The sequence below is a fragment of the Nonomuraea rubra genome, assembly GCF_014207985.1.
GTDB lineage: Bacteria > Actinomycetota > Actinomycetes > Streptosporangiales > Streptosporangiaceae > Nonomuraea > Nonomuraea rubra.
In genome coordinates this window covers 11,427,820-11,449,826 of the sequence record NZ_JACHMI010000001.1, presented here as the reverse complement: position 1 = coordinate 11,449,826, position 22,007 = coordinate 11,427,820, and the positions used below count along the sequence as shown (strand labels likewise).

General features: G+C 71.5%; 24 protein-coding genes. 15 read left to right on the top strand and 9 right to left on the bottom strand.

The genetic code is table 11. The features are described 5' to 3' along the window. Window positions 1–80: 80 nt before the first annotated feature. On the bottom strand, window positions 81–1,997 hold the full coding sequence (locus tag HD593_RS52185) for a hypothetical protein (RefSeq protein WP_185110292.1): 1,917 nt from the start codon (window positions 1,995–1,997) through the stop codon (window positions 81–83). A gap of 24 nt (window positions 1,998–2,021) precedes the next feature. Next, window positions 2,022–2,726, bottom strand: coding sequence for a CAP domain-containing protein (locus HD593_RS52180; RefSeq protein WP_185110291.1), 705 nt, complete (start codon window positions 2,724–2,726; stop codon window positions 2,022–2,024). 364 nt (window positions 2,727–3,090) lie between these two features. Between HD593_RS52180 and rplM the strand changes: the two genes are divergently transcribed. The 3 genes from rplM to glmM are packed head-to-tail and all read left to right on the top strand — an operon-like array spanning window position 3,091 to window position 5,433. Then, window positions 3,091–3,534 (top strand): 50S ribosomal protein L13, encoded by a 444-nt coding sequence (gene rplM / locus HD593_RS52175; RefSeq protein WP_106236123.1) that lies wholly within the window; start codon window positions 3,091–3,093, stop codon window positions 3,532–3,534. A gap of 26 nt (window positions 3,535–3,560) precedes the next feature. Continuing rightward, window positions 3,561–4,085 carry a 30S ribosomal protein S9 gene (gene rpsI, locus HD593_RS52170; protein WP_185110290.1) on the top strand — a complete coding sequence of 175 codons (525 nt, stop codon included), beginning with the start codon at window positions 3,561–3,563 and terminating at the stop codon, window positions 4,083–4,085. 1 nt (window position 4,086) lies between these two features. Further along, on the top strand, window positions 4,087–5,433 hold the full coding sequence (gene glmM / locus HD593_RS52165) for a phosphoglucosamine mutase (protein ID WP_185110289.1): 1,347 nt from the start codon (window positions 4,087–4,089) through the stop codon (window positions 5,431–5,433). A gap of 57 nt (window positions 5,434–5,490) precedes the next feature. Here glmM and HD593_RS52160 read toward each other — a convergent pair whose 3' ends face one another. The 6 genes from HD593_RS52160 to coaA form a co-directional block, all read right to left on the bottom strand. Further along, window positions 5,491–6,207, bottom strand: a complete 717-nt coding sequence (locus HD593_RS52160; RefSeq protein ID WP_185110288.1) for an ABC transporter permease subunit — start codon at window positions 6,205–6,207, stop codon at window positions 5,491–5,493. Next, complete coding sequence (locus HD593_RS52155) at window positions 6,208–7,122, bottom strand: ABC transporter ATP-binding protein (protein WP_185110287.1); 915 nt, start codon at window positions 7,120–7,122, stop codon at window positions 6,208–6,210. It abuts the gene before it with no gap. Continuing rightward, window positions 7,119–7,979 (bottom strand): ABC transporter permease, encoded by an 861-nt coding sequence (locus HD593_RS52150; protein ID WP_185110286.1) that lies wholly within the window; start codon window positions 7,977–7,979, stop codon window positions 7,119–7,121. The genes HD593_RS52155 and HD593_RS52150 overlap by 4 nt, the downstream gene beginning before the upstream one ends. Further along, window positions 7,972–8,880 carry an ABC transporter ATP-binding protein gene (locus tag HD593_RS52145; RefSeq protein ID WP_185110285.1) on the bottom strand — a complete coding sequence of 303 codons (909 nt, stop codon included), beginning with the start codon at window positions 8,878–8,880 and terminating at the stop codon, window positions 7,972–7,974. The genes HD593_RS52150 and HD593_RS52145 overlap by 8 nt, the downstream gene beginning before the upstream one ends. A 40-nt stretch (window positions 8,881–8,920) precedes the next feature. Beyond that, the gene (locus HD593_RS52140; protein ID WP_185110284.1) at window positions 8,921–9,847 is read right to left on the bottom strand and encodes a DUF389 domain-containing protein; all 927 of its coding nucleotides are present in this window, start codon (window positions 9,845–9,847) and stop codon (window positions 8,921–8,923) included. A gap of 168 nt (window positions 9,848–10,015) precedes the next feature. Next, window positions 10,016–10,918, bottom strand: a complete 903-nt coding sequence (coaA, locus tag HD593_RS52135; protein WP_185112656.1) for a type I pantothenate kinase — start codon at window positions 10,916–10,918, stop codon at window positions 10,016–10,018. Window positions 10,919–11,112: 194 nt separating this feature from the next. On the opposite strand from coaA, the gene HD593_RS52130 reads away from it, so the two are divergent. The 12 genes from HD593_RS52130 to tsaD all read left to right on the top strand — a co-directional run bounded on the left by HD593_RS52130 (window position 11,113) and on the right by tsaD (window position 21,598). Beyond that, entirely contained in the window at window positions 11,113–12,519 is a 1,407-nt protein-coding gene (locus tag HD593_RS52130; protein ID WP_312904357.1) for a PhoX family protein, read from the top strand. A 12-nt stretch (window positions 12,520–12,531) separates the two neighbouring features. After that, a complete protein-coding gene (locus tag HD593_RS52125; protein WP_185110283.1) occupies window positions 12,532–12,882 on the top strand; it encodes a holo-ACP synthase in 351 nt (116 codons plus the stop codon). Window positions 12,883–12,891: 9 nt separating this feature from the next. Next, window positions 12,892–14,343, top strand: coding sequence for an NAD(P)H-hydrate dehydratase (locus tag HD593_RS52120; protein WP_185110282.1), 1,452 nt, complete (start codon window positions 12,892–12,894; stop codon window positions 14,341–14,343). 56 nt (window positions 14,344–14,399) lie between these two features. Then, window positions 14,400–15,560, top strand: coding sequence for an alanine racemase (gene alr / locus HD593_RS52115; protein WP_185110281.1), 1,161 nt, complete (start codon window positions 14,400–14,402; stop codon window positions 15,558–15,560). Between the two features lie 19 nt (window positions 15,561–15,579). Continuing rightward, on the top strand, window positions 15,580–16,632 hold the full coding sequence (locus HD593_RS52110; protein ID WP_185110280.1) for an alpha/beta fold hydrolase: 1,053 nt from the start codon (window positions 15,580–15,582) through the stop codon (window positions 16,630–16,632). Further along, window positions 16,632–17,090 (top strand): tRNA (adenosine(37)-N6)-threonylcarbamoyltransferase complex ATPase subunit type 1 TsaE, encoded by a 459-nt coding sequence (gene tsaE / locus HD593_RS52105; protein WP_379478750.1) that lies wholly within the window; start codon window positions 16,632–16,634, stop codon window positions 17,088–17,090. Before HD593_RS52110 ends, tsaE begins: the two co-directional genes overlap by 1 nt. A gap of 169 nt (window positions 17,091–17,259) precedes the next feature. Next, complete coding sequence (locus HD593_RS52100) at window positions 17,260–17,958, top strand: hypothetical protein (RefSeq protein WP_185110279.1); 699 nt, start codon at window positions 17,260–17,262, stop codon at window positions 17,956–17,958. Between the two features lie 4 nt (window positions 17,959–17,962). Continuing rightward, on the top strand, window positions 17,963–18,505 hold the full coding sequence (locus tag HD593_RS52095; RefSeq protein ID WP_312904356.1) for a class F sortase: 543 nt from the start codon (window positions 17,963–17,965) through the stop codon (window positions 18,503–18,505). Window positions 18,506–18,511: 6 nt separating this feature from the next. Next, window positions 18,512–19,441: an aminoglycoside phosphotransferase family protein gene (locus HD593_RS52090; RefSeq protein WP_185110278.1), complete on the top strand. Its 930-nt coding sequence runs from the start codon at window positions 18,512–18,514 to the stop codon at window positions 19,439–19,441. A 42-nt stretch (window positions 19,442–19,483) separates the two neighbouring features. After that, window positions 19,484–20,131: a tRNA (adenosine(37)-N6)-threonylcarbamoyltransferase complex dimerization subunit type 1 TsaB gene (gene tsaB / locus HD593_RS52085; protein ID WP_185110277.1), complete on the top strand. Its 648-nt coding sequence runs from the start codon at window positions 19,484–19,486 to the stop codon at window positions 20,129–20,131. 11 nt (window positions 20,132–20,142) lie between these two features. After that, complete coding sequence (gene rimI / locus HD593_RS52080; protein WP_185112652.1) at window positions 20,143–20,574, top strand: ribosomal protein S18-alanine N-acetyltransferase; 432 nt, start codon at window positions 20,143–20,145, stop codon at window positions 20,572–20,574. Beyond that, on the top strand, window positions 20,567–21,598 hold the full coding sequence (gene tsaD / locus HD593_RS52075; protein ID WP_185110276.1) for a tRNA (adenosine(37)-N6)-threonylcarbamoyltransferase complex transferase subunit TsaD: 1,032 nt from the start codon (window positions 20,567–20,569) through the stop codon (window positions 21,596–21,598). Before rimI ends, tsaD begins: the two co-directional genes overlap by 8 nt. Here tsaD and HD593_RS52070 read toward each other — a convergent pair. After that, window positions 21,579–21,965, bottom strand: coding sequence for a hypothetical protein (locus HD593_RS52070; RefSeq protein ID WP_185110275.1), 387 nt, complete (start codon window positions 21,963–21,965; stop codon window positions 21,579–21,581). The two genes, tsaD and HD593_RS52070, sit on opposite strands and share 20 nt — an antisense overlap. Window positions 21,966–22,007: the final 42 nt, after the last annotated feature.

The following is a 22,007-nucleotide window of genomic DNA, read 5'->3' as shown; positions in this document are numbered from 1 at the left end:
AGCGAGATCGTTATGTCGGTATGGGTGTTCCCAGAGGTCTCACGAGCCCGCTACAGGCGCATATGCCCCACAAAGACCGCTCAGCTCAGCGCGCTGCCGGTGAGCGCCCGGTGATCCAGAGCCTGGAACACGGTGGCCTTGGTGATGTCGTTGATGGCCTCGGAAATCTGCTTCGACCCCTTCGAGTCGGGCTTCGTGCCGTCCTTGTTCTGGAACCAGACCAGGATCGCGTAGTGCCCGAACGTCGAGACCTTCGCGCCGCCGGCACCGGAGCCGAGGAGCTTCGTGACGCTGTCCTTGCCCGCCAGCGGCTTGACGTAGTTCTCGTCGTTGCCGCTCTTGGCCACCTTGCTCGCGTTCTTGCTCGTGCTGAGGTTGGCCACGCCCACCGTGCCGATCACCTTGCCGGCCTTGTCGCGGAAGCTCGCGCGCAGGAACTGGTTGCACTTGGCGGACTTGAGCGCCTTCTTGAGGGCATCGCCCAGGGCGCCGTCCTCGCACTTCTTGTCCTTGCTGGTGATCGTCATCTCGTAGCCGCGGCCCGAGACCGTGAACTTCTTCTTCGAGCCGAAGAACTCCTTCACCGAGATCCCGTCGGGGTCGGTCTCGCGGTCGGCGGCGAACCCGTACTTGCCGGGCGGGGCCGACGGCAGCGGCGCCGAGGTCTGTCTGGGGGTGGCGGTCTCGGCGGAGGTGGGGGAGTCGGCGTTCCACATCAGGTAGAGGCCGCCGCCGAGGAGGCCGAGCACCACCACGCCGCCGATCGTGGCCAGCAGCGGGCCGCGCGAGCGGTTGCCGCCCTCGTCGTAGGGGCTCCAGCCGACCCGGCTCTGCGTTCCCCGGGAGGTGTCGTCCTTGTCGTTCTGGTCGGTGTCGTCGGACGCCTTGCGGTCCTTGCGGGAACGGCGGGACTTGCCGGTCGCGGGAGCGTCGTCGCCGGGGGTGTCGGTGGCGAAGGGGTCCTTGCCACGGCTGGGAGGTGCGCTGTCGTCGGAGTCGGCCGCGCGCCTTCCACGGCGGCCTCCGCCGCGTCCCTCGGCACGCCCTTCGGCGCGCCCATCAGGACGTCCGTCGGGGCCTTGCCCGCCCGGGCCACCGCCGGGGCCACCACCGGGACCGCCACCTGGGCCGCCAGGGCCGCCGCCGGGGCCGCCTGGGCCGGGGCCGTTCGGGCCGCCGCCGCCGAAAGGCCCGCCGCTGAAGGGGTCACCACCGAACGGGTCGGAGCCGAAGAAGCCGCCACCGGACTGCGGGCCGCTCGGAGGGCCGCCGGAGGGCCTGCCGCCCCCGGCACCACCGCCACGGCCGCCGCCACCGGGACCGCCACTGCCAGGGCCGCCACCGGGGCCGCCGCCACCGGCGAAGGGGTCGCCGCCGGAGCCGCTACCTCCCGGCCCGCCGCCGCCGAAGAAGTCGCCGCCTCCCGGCCCGCCGGCGCTGAAGGGGTCGCCGCCTCCGGAGCCGCCTCTGGGCTCGCCGTTGCCGGGGCCGCCGTTCGTGGGGCCGCCTGGGCTGCCGTTGCCGGGTGCGCCCGCGGGGCCGCCGCTGGTGAAGAAGCTGCCGGAGGGGCCGCCGAAGCCGCCGGGGCCGCTGTCGAAGGGGTCGCGCGGCCTGCTGCCGAAGGGGTCGGTGGACCCGGAGGGCCGGTCGGGCCCGTTGCCGGAGGGGCCGCCGAAGAAGCCGCCCGAGGAGCCGTTGCCGCCGTTCGCGGGGCCGCCGTTCACAGGGCCGCCGTTCGGGGGGCCGCCGTTGCCGGGTGCGCCCGCGGGGCCGCCGCTGGTGAAGAAGCCACCGGAGGACGGCCCGTTGCCCGAGGCGCCGTCGTTCGCGGGGCCGCGGCTGGTGAAGAAGCCACCAGAGGAACCGCCGTCAGCGGGACCGCCACCGTAGGGGGCACCGTCTGCGGGAGCGTCGCCCGGACCTTTCGGGCCGCCTCCCAACCCGTAGGGGGCGCTGCCCGAGCCGTTCTCACGTTCCCCACTGCCGTTGGAAACCATGCGGCGACATTACCGTGATGTTCGTCATTGGGTTCCGAAGTCCTGAGTCCACCATGGTCCGCCCGGGCCCGAGGCGACGCCGACGCCGATGGCTTTCAGGTCGCAGTCCAGGATGTTCGTGCGGTGGTCGCGGCTGGCCATCCAGCCGTCCATCGCCTCTTCGGCGGTGACGTATCCGGCGCCGATGTTCTCGGCGGAGCCCCAGCGGTATCCGGCGCGCTCCATCCGTTCCCAGGGTGAGGCGCCGTCGGGGGAGTTGTGCGACAGCCGCCCCGTACGGGCCATCTCGAGCGAGTGCGCACGCGCGGAGCGGGTGAGCGAGGTGTCCACCCGCAGCGGCCCGCAGCCGCGCCGCGCCCGGGCGGAGTTGGTCAGGGTGACGACCCTGGAGGCCAGGCCCGTGATGACCCGCACCTCGTCGTCGTGGGGGTCGGCGAGCACCGCGGGGTCGTCGTGCGTGTTGAAGCCGTCGATCTGGTCCTTGGGAGTCCTGGTCGGCTTGGGGGTGGCCGGGTCGCGGGCCGACTGCTTCGTGGTGATGCCGCGGGGGATGCGCTCGGCCTGGGGCTGTGCCTTCCTGGCCGCCGTGGGCGCGGGGTTGGCGGTGGCGGCGGCGGGCGGGACGGTCTCGTTCAGGTAGACGTGGGGGGCGGGCTCGGGACCGTTGGTCAGCCGGCCGATGAGCACGCCGGTGAAGAGCACGGCCAAGAGGCAGGTCAGCAGACCCAAGCGGCTCCGGCGCCGAAGGCCGCGCTGGGTTTGCCGGGTGTGAGAGATCCGCCACATACCGCCGCTAACGATAGAGATGTCTGGTCCTGGGAAAGAAGGGGTCCCAGGGAAACGAAATCGAACCGTTCTGCGGTCGGGTAGACTCGCCTCGGGTTACCGGTCACTTTGACCTGCACGCCTTTGGGCGGGTAGCTTAGGTTCGTTGTGTGCATAGGTCCAGCGTGACCAATGCGCGGCGCGTCCGGCGTCATCTCCCGTGTTGAGGAGACGGAAGGTCCGGGCCGTCGTGTGCCCGCACCGACCGACCAATGTAGCTGTCGCATCCGACAGCGCCGAAGACGCGAGCATAAAGAAGGCTACGACCGTGCGCACGTACTCACCGAAGCCCGCCGACGTCCAGCGTCAGTGGTACGTCATCGACGCGACCGATGTCGTGCTGGGCCGGCTGGCCAGCCACGTCGCGACCCTGCTCCGCGGCAAGCACAAGCCGATCTTCGCGAACCACGTCGACACCGGTGACTTCGTCATCGTCATCAACGCCGACAAGATCGCGCTGAGCGGTAACAAGCGTGAGCAGAAGAAGGCGTACCGCCACTCGGGCTACCCGGGCGGTCTGCGTTCCGTCAGCTATGGCGAGCTCATGGACAAGCGCCCCGACAAGGCCGTCGAGAAGGCCGTGAAGGGCATGCTGCCGAAGAACTCCCTCGGTCGGAAGATGGCCAAGAAGCTGAAGGTCTACGCGGGTTCCGAGCACCCGCACCAGGCCCAGCAGCCGGTGCCGTTCGAGATCACCCAGATCGCCCAGTAGTAGTTCGAAAGAGTTAGAGGAGAACCGTGGCTGAGCCCACCGGTGTCGAGACGGCCGTAGAGACGGCCGAGCTGGAGGACTTCTCCGGCGAGGACTTCCCGTCCGAATACACCACCGAGTCCGCCGCCAGCGCCGACGCTCCCGTGCGCAAGCCCGTCACCACGGGCAACTCGTACGGCACCGGCCGCCGCAAGGAGGCGATCGCCCGCGTGCGCATCGTCCCCGGCACCGGCAAGTGGACGATCAACGGTCGTTCGCTGGACGTCTACTTCCCGAACAAGGTCCACCAGCAGATCGTCAACGAGCCCTTCGTGGTGCTCGGCGCCGAGGAGGCGTTCGACGTCATCGCCCGCATCGACGGCGGCGGCGTCACCGGCCAGGCCGGCGCGCTGCGCATGGGCCTGTCCCGCGCCCTGGCGATCCTGGACGTCGAGGTCAACCGCCCGCCGCTGAAGAAGGCCGGCTTCCTCACCCGTGACGCCCGCGCCACGGAGCGGAAGAAGTACGGCCTCAAGAAGGCCCGTAAGGCTCCGCAGTACAGCAAGCGCTAAGTTGGCGCGCCTTTTCGGCACCGACGGGGTACGTGGGGTCGCTGGTCGCGACCTCACGGCGGAGCTCGCCATGGATCTGTCCGTGGCGGCGGCGCACGTCCTCGGCGATGCAGGCGCGTTCGCCGCTACCGGACGCCGTCCGGTGGCGGTCGTGGGCCGGGACCCGCGTGCCTCGGGAGAGTTTCTCGAGGCCGCCGTGGTCGCCGGCCTCGCGGCGTCTGGAGTGGATGTGCTGCGCCTCGGCGTGCTGCCCACCCCGGCCGTCGCCCACCTCACCGCCGCGCTCGGCGCCGATCTCGGGGTCATGCTGTCGGCCTCGCACAACCCGGCGCCCGACAACGGCATCAAGTTCCTGGCGCGCGGCGGCTTCAAGCTGTCCGACGCCGTCGAGGACGAGATCGAGCGCCGGCTCGGTGAGGAGTGGAGCTTCCCCGTCGGCTCCGGCGTCGGCCGCGTGCGCGACGCGTACGGGGAGGCGGACCGGTACATCTCCCACGTGCTGACCACGATGAGCGCGTCCCTGGACGGGCTGAACATCGTGGTCGACTGCGCACACGGGGCCGCCCACATGGTGGCACCGGAGGCGCTGCTGCGCGCGGGCGCCAGGGTCGAGGCGATCGGCGCCAGGCCCGACGGCCTGAACATCAACGCCGGCCACGGCTCGACCCACCTGGACAAGCTCCAGCAGGTCGTCATCTCGCGCGGGGCCGACCTGGGTGTGGCCTACGACGGCGACGCCGACCGCTGCCTGGCGGTGGACCACACGGGCGCGATCATCGACGGCGACCACATCATGGCCATCCTCGCCGCCGCCATGCACGGCGAGGGCACGCTGGCCAAGGACACCGTCGTCGCCACCGTGATGTCCAACCTGGGCTTCAAGCTCGCGATGCGCGGCGCGGGGATCACCGTGGTGGAGACCGCGGTGGGCGACCGCTACGTGCTGGAGCGGATGAAGTCCGACGGCTTCAACCTGGGCGGCGAGCAGTCGGGGCACGTCATCATGCTCGACCACGCCACCACGGGCGACGGCCTGCTCACCTCGCTGCACCTGCTGGGCGTGATGGCCAAGTCGGGCGTGCCGCTGAAGGAGCTGGCCGCGGTGATGACGCCGCTGCCGCAGATCCTGATCAACGTCAAGGACGTGGACAAGGGCAAGGCCTCGGTGCCCGAGCTCGTCGCCGCCGTCGCCGAGGCGGAGGCCGAGCTGGGCGAGACCGGCCGGGTGCTGATCCGGCCGAGCGGAACCGAGCCGATGATCCGGGTCATGGTGGAGGCCGCTTCCGAGGAGCACGCCACCCAGGTGGCGGGGCGGCTGGCCGACGTCGTGCGTACGGCCTGCGTCTGAACGACCCTTCCTGTACGGCCCGCGGGTGGATGCGCCCGCGGGCCGTACTCGCGTCCGCTACTCGTCGCCCGTGAGCGAGAAGACGCGCAGGCGCTGGCCGGCCCAGAAGACCGCGCCGACGGTGACCACGAGCAGCGCCGGGATGGCGAAGCCGAGCGTGACGTCGGCCTGGAAGAACGGCGAGTCGCTGAACTGGTCGGCGATCGACTGCCCCCAGTACTGGATGGAGAACTTGCGGGCGCCCGGGATGAGGTTGCCCACCAGGCTCTCCCAGACCAGCGCGTAGATGATGCCGATCGTGACCGCGTGCCGGGTGACGACGCCGAGCAGCAGGAAGACGGCGGCGTAGGCGATGCCGGCGACCAGGGTGCCCACCGCGAACCCGGTCGCGATGCCGTCCTCCGAGCCGATCAGCAGCCAGCCCGCGACGTAGGTGGGCACCGCCCCGAACACGGCCAGCAGCGAGGCCGCGACCAGGAACTTCGTCTGGATGATGACCGGGCGCGAGATCGGCTTGGACATCAGGTGGATGATGGTGCCGTCGTCGATCTCCGGGGCGATGACGCCGGTGCCGGCGATCAGGCCGAGCAGCGGCAGCATGGTGCTGATGGCGAAGCTCTGCAGCAGCATGACGGCCGAGCGCTGGTCCCCGCTGCCGACGACGCGGAACAGCACCGCCAGCGCGATCAGGGCGAGCGGGAGCAGCAGGAGCAGGATGATGCGCCGGCGGCCCAGCAGGGCGCGGTACGTGATGCCCGCTACCACGGTGTTCATTCAGGTGCTCCTGTTGATCAGGTAGGAGAAGACGCTCTCCAGGTCCTCGTCCGCCGGGGAGACCTGGTGGAGGCGGACGCCCTCCTCCTGCGCCACGCGGGGCAGGAGGCGGGCGAACCGGCGGAACTCGGTGGCCTGGACCTCCAGGCCCTCTGGGCGCAGCGTGATGCCGCCGGTCGAGGCGTCGCGGACGAGGGCGGCGGCGAGCCTCCTGTCGTCGCTGGAGCGGATCATGAACAGGTGGGGCCGGTCGGTCATCAGCCGCCTGATCTCGCGGAAGTTGCCCGACGCGGCGTGCCGTCCCGCGACCAGCACCTCGATGTGCTGGGCGACCCGCTCGACCTCCTCCAGGATGTGCGAGCTGAACAGGATCGTCTTGCCCGCCGTGCCCATCGAGCGGATCAGGTCCATGAGGTGCAGGCGCTGGCGCGGGTCCATGCCGTTGAACGGCTCGTCCAGCAGGAGGACGGGCGGGTCGTGGACGAGCGCGGCGGCGACCTTGACGCGCTGGCGCATGCCCTTCGAGTACGTCTCGACGCGCCGGTCCTTCGGCTCCTCCATCTCCACCGTGGCCAGGGCCTTGCGGGCGGCCTCGACCGGGTCGGGCAGGCTGTGCAGCCGGGCGGCGGACAGGACGAACTGCCAGCCGGTCAGGAAGCCGTAGACGCCCTCCTTCTCCGGCACTAGGCCGATATTTCGGTAGATGTGGTGGTTCTTCCACACGGTGGTGCCGTCCAGCGTGACGGTGCCGCCCGACGGGGACAGGAAGCCGGCCATCATGTGCAGCAGCGTCGACTTGCCCGCGCCGTTCGGCCCGAGCAGGCCCGTGACGCCGGGCCCGATGGTCATCGTGACGTCGTTGACCGCCACCACGTTGCCGTACCAGCGGGACACCTGCGAGAGCTCGATCTTCATCGCGCGGCCGCCTTCCTGTAGCGCAGTGCGAGGGCGGCCAGGCCGGCGGCGAGCAGCACCACCAGGACGGCGACCGAGGCGGCGCCGCCCGGGTACGGGGCGTCCTCGATGGAGTGCCGCGGGGTGCCGAGCAGGTTGTGCTGCACGGAGTCGACCAGCCAGAACGGGCTCGCCAGCCAGGCCCAGACGGCCGCGGACTCGTTGCCCGACGAGTACAGGGTGCCGTAGACGATCGGGACCGAGGCGAACGACAGCAGGTAGACCGTGATCACCGAGGCCACGCCGAGCCCGCGCCGCGGCGTGAACGAGGCCAGCGCCAGCCCGAACACCGACAGCAGCAGCGCCAGCATCAGGGCCATCAGCATGGCGCCGAGGTACTCGCCGGTGGCCGGCGGACCCGGCATGTCCACGATCAGCTCGCCCAGGAAGGTCACCGTCAGCGGCACCCCGATCAGCGCGAACACCGCCACGGTCATCGCCGCCACCTTGGCGCCGACGTACTCGGTGATCGCGACGGGCCGCGACAGGTAGAGCGGCAGCACGCGGTAGCGCAGGTCGGGCGCGACCACCGTGGGGGCCTGCGCGGCCAGGAAGATCGCGACCACGGCCTGCATGACGACCGCGAAGCCGCTGTAGGGGATGCCGCGCTGCTGGATCAGGGCCATCATGGCGATGCCCACGACGGAGGGCAGGATCATGATCGCGGCCAGCGCGAACGGCACGATCTTGCTGCGGGCCGGGCGGCCGAGGCCGAAGACGCCGCGCAGGCTGTGGACGGCCAGCGCTCTGGTCGAGTAGCCGCGGCCGAGCCGGGGGCCGTCGTAGTGGCGGTAGCCGATGTCGTAGATCTCAGACATGCGCCACCTCCTCCCTGAAGACGTCCTCGATGCGGTGGCGTCCCTGTTCGAGACGGATGAGGGCCAGGTCCAGCTCGGCCGTGGCGTCGCGGATCGTGTCGAACGTCTCGGGCCCCAGCACCTTGACCACCAGCATGCGGCCCTGCCGCGAGACGGTCTGCCCGCCGGCCGACAGCCTGGCGGCCAGCTCGTCGAGGCCCTCGTCCACCTCGACCGTCACCGTCTGCGTGGCCTGCGTGAACTCGCCGATCCCCGACGAGCGCAGCAACCGCCCCGCGTCGATGACGACGACGTGGTCGCAGATGCGCTCCAGCTCGCCGAGCAGGTGGGAGGTGACCAGCACGCTGATGCCGAACTCGGTGCCGATGCGCCTGATCAGCGCGAGCATCTCGTCGCGGCCGCGCGGGTCGAGGCCGTTGGTCGGCTCGTCGAGGAAGATCAGCTTGGGGTCGTGGACGAGCGCCTGGGCCAGCTTGACCCGCTGCTTCATGCCGGTCGAGTAACCGCCTACAGGGCGGTAGCGCTCTTCGGCCAGGCCCACGTGGCGCAGCACGTCGGCGGCGCGCTCGCGGGCCGCGGTGCGCGGCAGGCCGGACATCCGGGCGAGGTGGACGACCAGTTCGGTGGCGGAGACGTCGGGGGGCAGGCATTCGTGCTCGGGCATGTAGCCGACGAGCCGGCGGATCTCGGCGCCCTGGGCGGTGACGTCCAGATCCAGCACGCGCGCGCTGCCGCCGGACGGCGGCAGCAGGCCGAGCAGGATCTTGATCAACGTCGACTTGCCCGCGCCGTTCGCGCCGACCAGCCCGGTCACGCCGGGTCCCACGGTGACCGTGAGCTGGTCGACCGCGGTGACGGTGGGGAACCGCTTGGTCAGCCCCTCGGTGGCGAGGATGTGCATGTGCCGGACCCTACTAGCCGCCCAGGCGGTGTGGCCTCGGTCATATGGATGAACGGCGTCCTACTTGAGGCCAGAATTTCCGCTGGACCACGAGGGTGACCGTGCCCGAGATGACCATCCCCAGGATGTTGACGCCGAGCTGGGAGACGGAGGGCGCGACCTCCTTCCAGTCGGACACCGCCGCCGCGACGGCCACGTAGCCGGCCGCGGGCACCGTGGTGACCGAGATGAAGACGCCGACCAGGGCCGACGACTTGCCCGCCGTGATCGACAGCACCCCGGCCGCGCCCGCCAGCAGCGCCACGATGAACGACCAGCGGTCCGGCTTCACGATGAACTGGACCTCCACGTTCGAGTCGAGGTTGTGGTAGTCGATCCAGCCCCACCAGTGGGAGACGAGCGCGCACACGTACGTGATCGCGATGGCCACCAGGAACCCGATGACCAGCGTCCGCAACGCGGTCACGATCAGGTGCCCCCTGCGCTGCAGCAGGCCGAAGCAGATGGCGGTCACCGCACCGAACTCGGGCCCCAGGACCATCGCGCCGACGATCAGGATGGGCGAGTTTTGCAGCACGCCGATGCCCGCGAGCTGGGTGGCGATGGCGAGGAAGGCCAGGTAGGCCCAGGTCACCCGGGAATCGGTGGAGACCTTCTGCGCCAGATCCTCCCAGACCACCGCGTCGTCGGGCTCGCCGGGCGCCTCCTCGACCGCCTCGTCCGCCACCTTGGACAGCGAGAGATCGACCTGCTCGACGGCGATGGAGCCCTCGGTCTCCAGCCACTTGAGCTTGCTCAGCACCTCGTTGGCCGACTCCCTGGCCGAGTCGCAGAGGATCACGTCGCCCAGCGGCTCGCGGGCCGCGCCGGGCAGCACCACGAGGTTGGTGACGCCCGGGCAGCCCTCCAGCACCCCGATCGCCTCGTCGGTGCGGGCGGGAGGGATGATCAGTCGCAGATGAAGCACGCAGCCATTGTGTCGAACGAACTTTGACGAGGTGTTGATAGCGGTAAGCGAGGCTCCCTCACATGATCTGGATCTGGTGCCATGACCACGGTGAGGAGTGCTGGTTCGCCGGCCTCGACGACCTGGAGTGCGCGGGCAGGTTCGCGCGCTACCTGTTCGAGGAGGCGTTCAGGTCTGGCGGAGCCGAACCCGCCGTACGGAGTGGTCGGCGCCCTTCTTGAGCACGAGGTCGGCGCGGCCCCTCGTGGGGGCGATGTTCTCGACGAGGTTGCGCTCGTTGATGTCGCGCCACACGTTGCGCGCGAAGTCGGTGGCCTCGTCGTAGGACAGTTCCGCGATGTGCCGGAAGTACGACTTCGGGTCCTCGAAGGCCGTACGGCGGAGCTTGTGAAACCGTTCGACGTACCAGGTGCGGATGTCCTCGATCTTGGCGTCCACGTAGATGGAGAAGTCGAAGTAGTCGTTGACGGCGAGGGAGGTGGGCGGGGCCGGTTGGAGGACGTTGAGCCCTTCGATGATCAGGATGTCGGGATTTTTCACGGTCTGGTGGGCGCCGGGGACGATGTCGTACTCGAGGTGGCTGTAGACGGGCGCCTTGACCTCCGCTCCGCCCGCCTTCACCTCCGCCACGAACCTGACCAGCGCCCGCCGGTCGTAACTCTCGGGGAAACCCTTGCGATGCATGATCTTCTTGGCCTCGAGCACCGCGTTGGGGTAGAGGAAGCTGTCGGTGGTGATCAGCTCCACGTGCGGGTGCTCGGGCCAGCGGGCCAGGAGGGTGTGCAGCAGGCGCGCCGTGGTCGACTTGCCGACCGCGACGCTGCCCGCGATGCCCAGGATGTACGGCACGCGCTGCTCGGATTTGCCGAGGAACGCGCTCAGCACGCTGCTGCGCTGCTTGGACCCGGTGAAGTGCAGGTTGAGCAGCCGGGTCAGGGGGAGGTAGATGTCGGTGACCTCGGTGAGGTCGATCGGGTCATCGACGCCGCGTAGCTCTTCCAGCTCGTCTGCGGTGAGAGTCAAGGGCGTGTTCTTGCGGAGCTCGCTCCACTGCTCCCTGCTCAGTTCCACGTAGCCGTTGTTCACCTAGGCAGCGTAGCGATGTGCCACGAACCGGACCTCGGGCGGGGCGCCCCCAACGATCCACAGCCTGTGGACAAAGACGTGGGATTACCGAGAGCCAGTTCGGGGAAGATAGACGGGTCTTGGCGAAACACGCCGTGCAACGGCTGACCAGCGGCTACTGTCCCGACGGGAGGTATTCCGTGGACCGTCGTCGCTTCATCTCCAACGTCGTCGCCGGGATGGCCGGCCCGTTCGCGGGCGTCGCGTGCGCCGGCGCGAAGGGCGGGGCCGATCCCGTGCGCGGGTACGGCCCGCTGCGCCCCGTACGCGACCTGCGTGACGGGAAGGCGCGGCTGCACCTGCCCGACGGGTTCAGATACCGCTCGTTCAGCGTGGCGGGAGACAAGTACAGCGACGGGTCCACCGTGCCGGGCAAGCACGACGGCATGGCCGCCTTCTCCGGCCCGAAGGGCAGCGCCGTGCTCATCCGCAACCACGAGGTCAACGGGCCGGTGGGCGCGTTCGGCGACAGGCGCAAGGCCTACGACCCGATGGCGGGAGGCGGCACCTCGACGCTCCAGGTCACCCGCTACGGCGAGGTGATCAGCAGCATGCCGTCGCTGAACGGCACCATGATGAACTGCTCGGGCGGCCCCATGGCCTGGCGGGCCTGGGTGAGCTGCGAGGAGACGGTCAACGGCCCCGACGTGGCCGACGACCGTTCCGGCGAGGACAACTCCAGGCTCACCCGCAAGCACGGCTACCTCTTCGAGGTGCCGGTCGCCCGCGCCGCCACCGCCAGGCCGATCCGCTCAGCCGGGCGCTTCCCGCACGAGTCCGCCGCCTTCGACCCCTCCTCCGGCGCCATCTACCTGACCGAGGACAACTTCTCCTTCCCCTCCGGCTTCTACCGCTACCTGCCGCCCAAGCACCCGATCCTGGCAGGGCGGCTGCTCGACGGCGGCAGGCTGCAGATGCTCGCCGTGGACGGCACCGACCGCGCGGACCTGTCGAAGGGCCAGGAGCCCGGCGCCACGTACGGGACCGCCTGGGTGGACATCGACGACCCCGACCCCGGCTTCACCGGCAGGCCCGCCTACGACGAGGCCGCCCAGGCCGTCGGCAGGCAGGGCAGGAAGAAGGGCGCGGCGATCTTCGCCCGGCTGGAGGGCGCCGTGCACCACCACGGCACGGTGTACTTCGTCTCCACCCAGGGCGGGGCCACGGCGCCGGGCGAGCGGGCGCCCGACGGGTTCGGCGACGGGCGGGGGCAGGTGTGGGCGTACGAGACGTGGAGCGGGCGGCTCAGGCTCGTCTACGAGTCGCCGCGCTCGTCGGTGCTCGACCTGCCCGACAACGTGACGGTCAGCAGGCGCGGCACGCTGGTGCTGTGCGAGGACGGCGACGAGGACAACTACCTGCGCGGGCTCACGAAGAGCGGGCAGATCTTCGACTTCTGCCGGTTGCAGCCCGTCGCGGGTGACGACGGGGCCGAGTTCGCCGGCACCACGTTCGGCCCCGGCGGTCACACGCTCTACGTCAACCTGCAGGCCAGGCAGGGCATGTCCATCGCGATCTGGGGGCCGTGGGAGCGCGGGCCGTTCTAATACGCTGGGACGATGATCCTGGGTATCGGCGTGGACGTCGTGGACATCGCCCGCTTCGAGGCGGCGCTGGAGCGTACGCCGCGGCTGAAGGAGCGGCTGTTCACCGAGGGCGAGCGGCCGCTGCCGGTGCAGTCGCTGGCCGCCAGGTTCGCCGCCAAGGAGGCCGTGGCCAAGGCGCTCGGCGCGCCGAAGGGGCTGGGGCACCTGGAGGCCGAGGTGCACTGTGACGAGCTGGGCAAGCCCGAGCTGCGGGTCTCCGGCAAGGTGGCCGAGGTCGCGTACGGGCTCGGGGTCAAGCGCTGGCACGTCTCGCTCAGCCACGACGCGGGCGTGGCCGTGGCCTATGTGATCGCGGAGGGATAGCTTCGGATCATGCGTACCGCGTACACCGCCGACCAGATCAGGGGCGCCGAGCACGCGCTCATGGCCAGGCTGCCCGAGGGCACGCTGATGCAGCGGGCCGCCGCCGGGCTCGCCGCCGTCTGCGCCGACCTGCTGGGCCGGGTCTACGGCACCCGCGTGGTGCTGCTCGTCGGCAGCGGCGACAACGGCGGCGACGCCCTTTACGCGGGCGAGCGGCTGGCCAGGCGCGGAGCCAGGGTGGACGCCGTGCTCGCCGGCTCGAAGACGCACGAGGCCGGGCTGCGCGCGCTGCTCGACGCCGGCGGCCGGGTCGCCGAGGCGGCCGCGATCGGGCGGGCCGACCTGATCGTCGACGGGCTCGTGGGCATCGGGGCCTCGGGCGCGCTCAGGGAGCCGTACGCGCGGCTGGCGGAGGAGGCGAACGCCGCCCGTGGCGCGGTCGTGGCCGTGGACGTGCCCAGCGGGGTGGACGCGAGCACCGGCCGGGTGGAGGGGGCCGCCGTCCGGGCCAGGGTGACCGTCACCATGGGGGCGTACAAGACGGGGCTGCTGGTCGATCCGGGCGCCGCCTTCGCCGGGGACGTCCGGCTGATCGACATCGGGCTGGGGGAGTACCTGCCCGATCCCGACGTCGCCGCGCTCACCGGCCGCGACGTGGACGACCTGATCCCGCGACCGGGCGAGGAGTCGGACAAGTACCGCAGAGGGGTGCTGGGCGTCGCGGCGGGCAGCGACCTGTTCACCGGCGCGGCCGTGCTGGCCGTCGGCGGCGCGCTGCGGGGCGGCGCGGGCATGGTCAGGTACGCCGGCCGCGAGGCGCCGGTCGCCCAGGTGCGCGCGCACTGGCCGGAGGCCGTGGTCACGCTCCTCGACGAGCCCTCGATCGCGCACGTGGGCCGGGTGCAGGCGTGGGTGCTCGGCCCCGGGCTCGGCACCGACGCCTGGGCGCACGAGCTGGCGGCCAGGGTGCTCGCCACCGACGTGCCCGTGCTGATCGACGCCGACGGCCTGACCCTGGTGGCCGGGGACAGGAGCCTGCTGCGGCGCGCCGCGCCGGTCCTGATCACCCCGCACGCGGGCGAGCTGGCCAGGCTGATCCGCGCCGACCGCGCCGCCATCGAGGCGGCCCGGCTGGAGCACGCCCGGCGGGCGGCGGCGGAGCTGGGGGTGACCGTGCTGCTCAAGGGCTCGACCACGGTGGTGGCCGAGGACGAGCGGCCCGCGCGGGTGAACGTCACCGGCACGCCCTGGCTGGCCACCGGCGGCACCGGCGACGTGCTGTCCGGGCTCGCGGGCGCACTGCTGGCCCAGGGGCTGAGCTGCTACGACGCCGCCTCGTGCGGCGCCTACCTGCACGGGCTGGCCGGGCACCTGGCCGCCGACGGCGCCCCGCTCGCCGCCGCCGACGTGGCCACCGCCGTTCCCGCGGCCATCCGTACCGTGACCAGCGTCGGCCCGTGACACGTCCCGGATGAAAACTGGACTCGGCCACGAGCCGGAGCTGCCACACTAGAAGGATGTACTCTCCAGTGGCCACGCCCGCCCAGGCGCGGGTCGATCTGGCCGCCATCAGGCACAATGTCGCCCTGCTCAAGGAGCGCGCGGGTGGCGCGGAGATCATGGGCGCGGTCAAGGCCGACGCCTACGGGCACGGGCTGGTGCCCACGTCCGAGGCGGTGCTGGAGGGCGGGGCGAGCCGGCTCGGCACGGCGTTCGTCAGGGAGGCGCTGGAGCTGCGCGCGGGAGGCGTGACCGCGCCGATCCTGTCCTGGCTGATCACCCCGGGCGAGCCGCTCGACGAGGCGCTGGCCGCCGACATCGAGCTGTCGGCCGCCGACGTGCGGCTGCTCGACGAGATCGCCGCCGCCGCCAGGCGCGCGGGCCGCCCCGCGAAGCTGCACCTGGAGGCCGACACCGGCATGAGCAGGGGCGGCGCCCCGCTCGCGGCCTGGCCGGACCTGCTGGCCAGGGCGGTGGAGCTGCGGGCCGAGGGCGTCATCGAGATCGTCGGGCTCTGGTCCCACTTCGCCTGCGCCGACATCCCCGGCCACCCGTCGATCGCGCAGCAGCACGAGGCGTACGAGGCGGCGCTGAAGCTGGCCGACCAGGCCGGCGCGGCGGACTCCGGCGTGATCAGGCACCTCGCCAACTCCGCCGCCACGGTGACGCTCCCCGAGACGCGCTACGACCTGGTCAGACCGGGCATCGCCATGTACGGCCTGAGCCCCATCCCCGAGCTGGGCGACTTCGGCCTCAGGCAGGCCATGACGCTGACGGCCAGAATCGCCCTGGTCAAGCGGGTCACCGAAGGCTGCGGCGTCTCCTACGGCCACCTGTACGTCACCGACTGCGAGACCACGCTCGGCCTGGTCCCCCTCGGATACGCGGACGGCATCCTGCGGCACGCGACGGGGCGGGCCGAGGTCCTGGCGGGAGGCCGCCGCAGGCTGGTCGCGGGCCGGGTGTGCATGGACCAGTTCGTGATCGACCTGGGCGACGACCCGCTGTCGGCAGGCGACGAGGTCGTGCTGTTCGGGCCGGGCGACGAGGGCGAGCCGACCGCTCAGGAGTGGGCGGATACCCTCGGCACGATCACGCATGAGATCGTGACCAGGATCGGTGCGCGCGTGCCGCGCGTTCACCAGAACGTGACGCAGGGCACTTCGCGGCGGGCATGAGCGGAGAAGGATCGGGGACATGACGACGACGACAACACGGCGCAGGGTCGGGATCGCCGGCGCGCTCGTCGGTGCGGCTTCCGCCGGTGTCGCGGCGGCGGCGCTGGCCAAGCGTTACGCGGTGGGCCGGATCAGGCTGCGTCCCGACCACGAGGCGAGCGAGCCGTTCGGCGAGCTGCGGGGCAGGGAGCGCACGCTCGTCACCTCCGACGGTTACGCCCTGCACGTCGAGATCGACGGCCCCGAGGACGCGCCGCTGACCGTGGTGCTCTGCCACGGCTACTGCCTCAGCCTGGAATCCTGGCACTACCAGCGCAAGGACCTGCGCGAGAACTACCGGATCGTGCTGTGGGACCAGCGCTCGCACGGCCGCTCCCAGCGGGCCGGCGCCGACGACTGCACGATCGACCGGCTGGGCGACGACCTGGCCGAGGTGATCGAGAAGTTCGTGCCGGGCCCGTGCGCGCTGGTCGGCCACTCCATGGGCGGCATGACCATCATGGCGCTGGCCGACCGCCGCCCCGAGCTGTTCGGCGACAAGATCCGCGCGGCGGCGCTCATCGCGACCTCGGCCGGCAAGCTGGCCGAGCTGACGCTGGGCCTGCCCGCGATGCTCTCCAAGGTCGTGCACAAGGTGGCCCCCGGCACGGTGTCGCTGCTGGGCAAGCGCGGCACGTGGATCGACAGGACCCGCCACGCGGGCAGCGACATCGCCTTCCTGATCACCCGCCTCATCGGCTTCGGCGACTCGAAGAACGTCAGCCCCACCGTGGTCGACTTCGCCGAGTCCATGATCAGGGCGACGCCGACCGAGGTGGTCGCCAACTTCTACCCGGCCCTGATGAACCACGACAAGCTCGCCGCCCTCCACGTGCTCGACCCGGTGCCCACCGCGATCGTGGTCGGCGACCGCGACTGGCTGACGCCGCCCGACCACAGCAAGGCCATCGCCGCCGCGCTGCCCAAGGCGCAGCTCACCGAGGTGCCCGAGACCTCGCACCTGATCCAGATGGAGCGGCCGGGCATCGTCAACGACACGCTGCGCGACCTGCTGAAGAGGGTGGAGATCTAGTGCGGCTCGCGACTCCCGACGACATGCGGGCCTACGGCGCCCGCCTGGCCGCCCGGCTGCGCCCCGGCGACCTGCTGGTGCTGTCCGGCCCGCTCGGCGCCGGCAAGACCACGCTCGTCCAGGGCATCGCCGAAGGGCTCAAGGTGCGGGGCCCGATCACCTCGCCCACGTTCGTGATCGCCAGGGTGCATCCCTCGCTGCGCCAGGGGCCGCCGCTCGTGCACGTGGACGCGTACCGGCTCGGTGGCGACCTGGAGGTGGACGACCTCGACCTCGACGCCTCGCTGGAGGAGTCGGTCACCGTCGTCGAATGGGGCGAGGGGCTGGTCGAAGGGCTGGCCGACGACCGGCTGGAGATCCACATCGACCGCGAGGCCGGCGACGAGGCCCGCATCGTGACACTGCGAGGCGTGGGCCCCAGGTGGGCCGACACGCCGTCTGATCCGCTACAAGACTGAAACCTCCGTCAACGCCCGGTAAAGCTGGCACCCTTGACGTACCAGGCCAACGATATAAATCATGATCGTTGGTCAGGGATTCGCCCAGATTTTCTGGGTATCAGGACGAGCGAGTTCACCGATTCTGGTGGATGCTGGGGTGCAAGACGGCGGAGTGGGGTGCGGGCCGGTGCTCAGGGTCAGGCGTGTCGCGTACGCGGGAGCCATCGTCATGGTCGGTCTGACCGGCTGCTCCGCCTCGGCGGAGACCAATCCAACAGGCACACCCACCCCGACAGCCTCGACACCGAGCCCAGGCACCCCGACAGGCACCACCACCACGACGGCGACCGGCAGCCCGCGGCCGACCACCACCACGACCAGGCGGACCATCTCGGTCCAGCTCAACCCCGACCGCGTCACCGCCGGTGAGACGTCCAGGGTCTGGATCCTGGCCAACTGCCCCGTCCCGACCGGCGGCCCGGCCCACACCGGCACCGCCACGTCCAGGGCGTTCATCAACGGCGTCACGCTCAATCCGGTCCCCGCGGCCTCGCTCAGCCCCTCCCCGACCGCCACCGCCGGCTCGCCCTGGGTGCGCGGCGAGGCGCAGGTCTCGGGAACGATCCGACGCGGCAGCTACCGCGTGGACGTCAAGTGCGACGGCACCAACGACCTGGGCAGGGCCACGCTGCGGGTCGTCGCGGCCGAGACCGACGAGCCGAACACCACCGTGCCCACCAGGGCGCCCAGGGCGGGCGGCGGAGGCACGTTCGCGCAGGACGCCTCGGACGAGTCCTCGATCCCGCTCGGCCCCGCCGGCGTGCTGATCGCGCTGGCCCTGGCCGGAGGCATCGGCTTCGCGGTCAAGCGGCGCAACCGGGCCTAGCGCCGTGGCCCGCCCTGGACGGGTGGTGCTGGCCGGCGCCATCACCGGTCTGGTGCTGGTCGCGTTCGGCAGGGGGATGCAGACCGGCACCACCACCACGCCCGCCGCCGACGTCGTGCCCAAGAGCATCGACATCCCCTCGATCGACGTCGAGGCTCCGCTGATGGAGCTCGACCTGCTGAAGAACGGCGAGGTCGAGCTGCCGCCGTACGAGAAGCCGAAGCTGGCCGGCTGGTACAACGGCAGCGCGGTGCCCGGCGAGAAGGGCGCCTCGGTGATCATCGGCCACGTCGACACCAAGACCGCGCCCGCCGTCTTCTACAAGCTCAGGCAGTTACGCAAGGGCGAGACCGTCAAGGTGGAGCGCAGCGACGGCAAGGTCGTCGAGTTCAAGGTCGACTCCATCGAGCAGGTGCACAAGGACCGGTTCCCCGCCGAGCGCGTCTACGTCGAGGACGGGCTCAAGCTGGTGACGTGCGGCGGCAAGTTCGACTACGCCAAGGGCGAGTACCTTGACAACGTCATCGTGTACGCGTCCCAGGTCTGAGAGCAGATGAGCAGCGACGATCACCCGCCGGCCACCGGCAGCCGGATCCCGTGGCACGAGGTGCACCCGAAGGTGCGCGCGGCCGTCGAGGAGTTCCTCGGCGAGCCCGTGGCCGAGGCCGTCACCCAGCCGGGCGGCTTCTCGCCGGCCGCCGCCGTACGCGTGCGCACGACGGGCGGCAGGCGCGCCTTCGTCAAGGCCGTCGGCCCCGAGCCGAACGCCGACAGCGTGCGCATCTACCGGTCCGAGCTCAGGATCGCCGCCGCCCTGCCCGCGCACGTGCCCGCCCCCAGGCTGCTGACCGGCTTCGAGCTGGACGGCTGGGTGACGCTGGTCTTCGAGGACGTCGAGGGCCGGCACCCGGCGATGCCGTGGCGGCGCGACGAGCTCGACCGGGTGCTCGCGGCGGTGGCGGAGATGTCGGCGGCGCTCACCCCCGCCCCGATCGACGCGCCGGGCATCGAGGAGGTGTTCGGCGGCCCGTTCACGGGCTGGCGCAGGCTGCTGGACGAGGACACCGGCGGGCTCGACCCGTGGATCCTGCGCCACCTCGGGGAGCTGGCCGAGCTGGAGTCGGGCTGGGCGCGGGCGGCGGCGGGCGACAGCCTGGTCCACGCCGACCTGCGAGCCGACAACATCCTGCTGAGCGGCGAGCGGGTCTACGTCGTGGACTGGCCGTGGGCCTGCCGGGCGGCGCCCTGGTTCGACCGGGTGGCCCTGCTGCCGTCCGTGGGGATGCAGGGCGGGCCGGCGCCGCACGAGCTGTTCACCGACGGCGATCCCGCGGTGACCGCGGTGGTGGCGGCCCTGACCGGCTACTTCGTCCGGCAGTCGCGGCAGCCGGGCCCGCCGGGGTTGCCGACGCTCAGGGCGTTCCAGCGGGCGCAGGGCGTGGTGGCGCTCGACTGGCTGAAGCGGCGTACGGGCTGGGCCTGAAGCGGCCGGGTGAGACCCGCGCGGCGGGTAGGCTAAACAGTCGTGCTGGTCCTGGCCTTTGATACCGCGACGCCCGCCGTCACCGCCGCGCTCCACGACGGGGAGCGCGTGCTCGCCGAGTCGACCACGATCGACGCCCGGCGCCATGGTGAGCTGCTCGTGCCCACCATCGAGGCCGTGCTGCGCGAGGCGGGCGTGCCGCTGCGCGCGGTGACGGCCATCGTGGCGGGCAGCGGCCCCGGCCCCTACACGGGGTTGCGCGTCGGGCTGATGACCGCGCAGGGCCTGGCCACCACGCTGGGCGTGCCGGCGTACGGCATCTGCACGCTCGACGCCGTCGCCTACGGCAGCGGGCTGTCCGAGCCCTTCCTGGCGGCCACCGACGCGCGGCGCAAGGAGGTCTTCTGGGCGCGTTACTCCGACCACCGCACCCGTGCCGACGGGCCCTTCGTCGACCGGCCGGCCGACGTGCCCGTCGAGGGGCTGCCGGTCGTGGGCGCGGGCGCGCAGCTCTACCCCGACCTCCTGGGCGGCGGTCTCGATCTGCCGCCCTACCCGTACGCGGGCGCCCTGGCCGCGCTGGCGGCCGAGCGGCTCGGCGAGGGGGTCCAGCTCGACCCGCCACGCCCCATCTACCTGCGCAGACCCGACGCGGTGGTGCCGGGCGCGCCCAAGAGGGTGACGGCGTGAAGCTGCGCACGATGACCGAGGCCGACCTGCCGGCGGTCATGGCGATCGAGCGGGCCACGTTCCCGCTCGACGCGTGGAGCGAGGGCATGATGCGCGGCGAGCTGGCCGAGATGCCCCGCACCCGCCACTACGTGGTGGCCCTGGTGGACGACGAGATCGTCGCCTACGCCGGGCTCGCCGCCGCGGGCGACCAGGCCGACGTGCAGACCATCGCGGTGCTCGACAAGCACCAGGGCACGGGCATCGGCAGCGCGATGCTGACCGAGCTGCTGGGCGAGGCGGTCCGCAGGGGCGCGCGGGAGATCTTCCTGGAGGTACGCGCCGACAACCCGCGCGCGCAGGCGGTCTACCGGCATTTCGGGTTCGAGGAGATCGGCACCCGCCGCCGCTACTACGACGACGGCACCGACGCGATCATGATGAGAAGGAAGCTTGGTGACTGACGCACCCCTGGTCCTCGGCATCGAGACGTCCTGCGACGAGACCGGCATCGGCATCGTCAGGGGTCACACGCTGCTGGCCAACACGATCGCCTCCAGCATGGACGAGCACGCCAGGTTCGGCGGCGTGGTGCCCGAGGTCGCCTCGCGCGCCCACCTGGAGGCCATGACGCCGACCGTGGAGGCCGCGCTGGCCGAGGCCGGGCTGAAGTTCTCCGACATCGACGCCATCGCCGTGACCGCCGGCCCCGGGCTGGCGGGGGCGCTGTTGGTGGGCGTGGCCGCGGCCAAGTCGTACGCGCTGGGCCTGGGCGTCCCCCTCTACGGCGTCAACCACCTGGCCGCGCACGTCGCCGTCGACCAGCTGGAGCACGGGCCGCTGCCCAAGCCGTGCATCGCGATGCTGGTCTCGGGCGGCCACTCCTCGCTGCTGCTCGTGCCCGACGTGGCCGAGGACGTCATCTCGCTCGGCTCCACCGTCGACGACGCGGCCGGCGAGGCGTTCGACAAGGTGGCGCGGGTGCTGGGCCTGCCGTTCCCCGGCGGCCCGTACATCGACAGGGCCGCCCGCGAGGGCTCGGGCATGGCGATCGCGTTCCCGCGCGGCAAGCTCGACGACGGCACGCTCGACTTCTCCTTCTCCGGGCTCAAGACGGCCGTCGCGCGCTGGGTCGAGGCCCGCGAGGCGTCGGGCCAGTCCGTCCACGTGCCCGACGTGGCCGCCTCCTTCCAGGAGGCCGTGGTGGACGTGCTGACCCGCAAGGCCCTTCAGGCGTGCCGCAAGTACGACGTGCACGACCTGCTCATCGGCGGCGGCGTGGCGGCCAACTCGCGGCTGCGCGCGCTGGCCCAGGAGCGTTGCGACGCGGCCGGCGTACGGCTGCGCGTGCCCAGGCCGGGGCTGTGCACCGACAACGGCGCCATGGTCGCCGCCCTCGGCTCCGACCTGGTCGCCGCCGGGGTCACGCCCTCGACGCTGGAGATCCCCGCCGACTCGTCGCTGCCGATCACGACCGTGCACGTGTGAGCTCGCGCCTGCGGGAGAGCACCCGCAGGCGCAGCACCAGGGCCACCGCCGCCAGCACCGAGAACAGGCCGAGCTGCCACCAGTCGTCGTCGCTGCCGCCCAGGTGCCGGTCCAGCACGTGGTTGACGGCGTGGAAGGTGTTGGTGAACACGTATCCGGCCAGCACCACCGCGAGCACGTCGCGCCACCACAGGGCGCACACCATCATCATGCCGATGCCGATCTGGAAGACACCGGCGTCGTGGAGGAAGTGCTCGTGGTTGGGCCAGTTGGCCCACTCGGCGAAGCTCGCCGGGTCGATCCGCATCCACACGCCGGTGACCAGCATCGTGGCCGCCGCGACGACCACCGTGATCTTGACGAACATCCGTCGCTCTCCCTTCGGGTTCCGAGCAACGGACGGTCATGA